Annotated in this window: 2 protein-coding genes and 2 pseudogenes; 2 read left to right on the top strand and 2 right to left on the bottom strand. The window is 49.6% G+C overall.

Annotated elements, in window-relative coordinates:
• Positions 1–124: pseudogene (locus tag EOJ37_RS13880) on the bottom strand (IS4-like element ISAs18 family transposase); the annotation flags it as partial.
• A 93-nt stretch (positions 125–217) separates the two neighbouring features.
• Here EOJ37_RS13880 and istA point away from each other — a divergent pair.
• Together istA and istB are read left to right on the top strand one after the other, a co-directional pair.
• Positions 218–1258, top strand: a complete 1041-nt coding sequence (gene istA / locus EOJ37_RS13875) for an IS21 family transposase (RefSeq protein WP_127960472.1) — start codon at positions 218–220, stop codon at positions 1256–1258.
• Complete coding sequence (gene istB, locus EOJ37_RS13870; RefSeq protein ID WP_127960471.1) at positions 1245–2006, top strand: IS21-like element helper ATPase IstB; 762 nt, start codon at positions 1245–1247, stop codon at positions 2004–2006. Before istA ends, istB begins: the two co-directional genes overlap by 14 nt.
• A 66-nt stretch (positions 2007–2072) precedes the next feature.
• On the opposite strand, the pseudogene EOJ37_RS13865 reads toward istB, so the two are convergent.
• Positions 2073–2299 (bottom strand): annotated as a pseudogene (locus EOJ37_RS13865) (IS4-like element ISAs18 family transposase); the annotation flags it as partial.

Here is a 2299-nt window from a genome sequence, read left to right as displayed (position 1 = left end):
TCCCCGTAGGGGTAAGCCATTCGCTCGCCGGCACCTGTTCCATACCTGGGTAGCCAACGAGAATATTTCCTTTAAAACGAATGATATAGGAAAATCCCAACTCTTGTTCAAGACGTTCAAACAACGCTGTCACCGATCATGCAAAACTGATCCACTAACGATCATCGAAAACTGATCCACTTTGGTATCCTTCGTACATTTTATGTGCGGAGAATTTATGTTAACCAAGGAGACATTTGTGGATATTCATGTTCGCTTTGCACAAGGGCAAAGCATTCGTAAAATTGCTCGGGAATTAAGCATTTCCCGTAACACGGTAAAACATCATTTGCAGCGGCATTCGATGCCAACGTATACACCGAGACATTCTTCATCAGCTAAACTGACACCGTTTCAGCCCTATCTCATCCAACGCATCGAGCAAGCGAGACCCGATTGGATACCCGCTACCGTGTTGTTTGATGAGGTGTGCCAACAAGGCTATCAAGGCGGTATTGCCCAGCTACGTCGCTTTGTCTGCCCGTTTAAGCCACGCATCACGCCCGAACCGGTTGTGCGTTTTGAAACCCCACCCGGCCAACAGATGCAAATCGATTTCACCACCATTCGACGGGGTAAACACCCGTTAAAAGCGTTTGTCGCCACGTTAGGCTACTCTCGGGCAAGCTACGTGAAATTCTTTGATAATGAACGTGCTGCCGCCTGGCAACAAGGTTTAAAAGAAGCGTTTGATTATTTCGGCGGCGTTCCCCAGCAGGTGCTGTGTGACAATGCCAAAGCGCTGATCCTTGAACGTGATGCTTACGCTCAAGGCGAACATCAATGGCACAGTGAAATGCTACAAATCGCCAAAGATTACGGCTTCACATTGATGGCGTGTAAGCCTTATCGGGCTAAAACTAAAGGGAAAGTGGAACGTTTTAATCACTACCTGAAAAACAGCTTCATCGTGCCACTCAATGCCAAATTGCGCGCGCAACACCTCGAACTGGATGTCGAGCTTGCCAACGCGAAAATCGGGCCATGGCTACACCGCATCGCCCACCAGAGGATCCACGGCACGACACTGGAAAAGCCCGCTGACCGACTCGTGGAGGAGACCCCACACCTCCTTCCGCTTCCCGTCCACGTGTGCTCATCGCTTGCGCCCAGCACGCCTCATACGTTGCGTGTCGTTCCCCCACTCGCGTCAATCAATTTGCAACATGCCATGAGTGTCTATGATGCCTTGTTGGGAGGTGACGATGTTATTGCATGAGCAAATCAACGGGTTATGCGAGTCACTAAAACTGGGCACCATCGCCACAGATTGGCCGGTGTATGCGCAGCAGTGTATTGCACAAGAAAAAAGCCACGGCGAGTTCTTGTTGGCTCTCCTCAACCATGAACAACAACAGCGCGATGAACGAACACGCAGCCTGTTTAACCACATGGCGGGATTTCCGGCACATAAGGCGTTGGACAGCTTTGATTTTACGTTTGCGACAGGCGTACCGAAGCAGGCGGTGATGGCATTAAGTGACCTCACTTTTATTGAACGTCATGAAAACATTGTGTTACTGGGTCCCAGTGGCGTGGGGAAAACCCATTTAGCGATAGGATTGGGGCTAAAAGCTATCCAAGCCAAGAAGAAAACCCGCTTTATCACCGCCGCCGAACTGATGCTGCAATTATCGACGGCGAAACGTCAAAACAAGCTCAAGGCCTATATCTCACGGGCAGTCATGGCACCGAGGTTATTGATTATTGATGAGATAGGTTACCTGCCGTTTGGGCGAGAGGAAGCCAATCTGTTTTTTACGGTGATTGCCAAGCGTTATGAGTACGGCAGTATCATATTGACGAGCAACTTATCGTTTGGGCAATGGCCCAGTGCGTTTGCCGATGATGCGACCTTAACAGCGGCGATGTTAGACCGGCTACTGCATCACGCCCATGTGTTGCAACTGAGTGGTGATAGCTATCGGTTGAAAGATAAACGCCGTTCTGGGGTAATACCTGAGTAAAACAGTGGATCAATTTTGATTGATCGAATTTGGCCTAAAAGTGGATCACTTTTCGGTGATCGTTGACAACGCCATATAACCGAAGCCACGATCCGCCACGACAGTGACAAAAACCCCTTCCGGCAGGGTCTTCTTGAGTTTGGTTAGCAGCGACTTTTCATGTGCGTTGCGTTGCCCTTTGAGCAAGGATTTTTGGTGGGTTTGCCATAGGAGTGGTGTATTGCGTCCATGGCTGGTTTGCAAGCTGATAACCAGAGTGCTGTGGTCATCGGCATCAAACTCGGTCCAATCCA

Source organism: Serratia microhaemolytica, from assembly GCF_004011885.1.
GTDB classification, from domain to species: domain Bacteria; phylum Pseudomonadota; class Gammaproteobacteria; order Enterobacterales; family Enterobacteriaceae; genus Serratia_G; species Serratia_G microhaemolytica.
Note: the sequence above shows the minus strand (reverse complement) of the source record. Positions and strands in the feature narration are given on the sequence as shown.

Coding starts and splice junctions, on each gene's coding strand:
- istB (WP_127960471.1), top strand. CDS start 1,245: ATGTTATTGCATGAGCAAATCAACGGGTTATGCGAGTCACTAAAACTG.
- istA (WP_127960472.1), top strand. CDS start 218: ATGTTAACCAAGGAGACATTTGTGGATATTCATGTTCGCTTTGCACAA.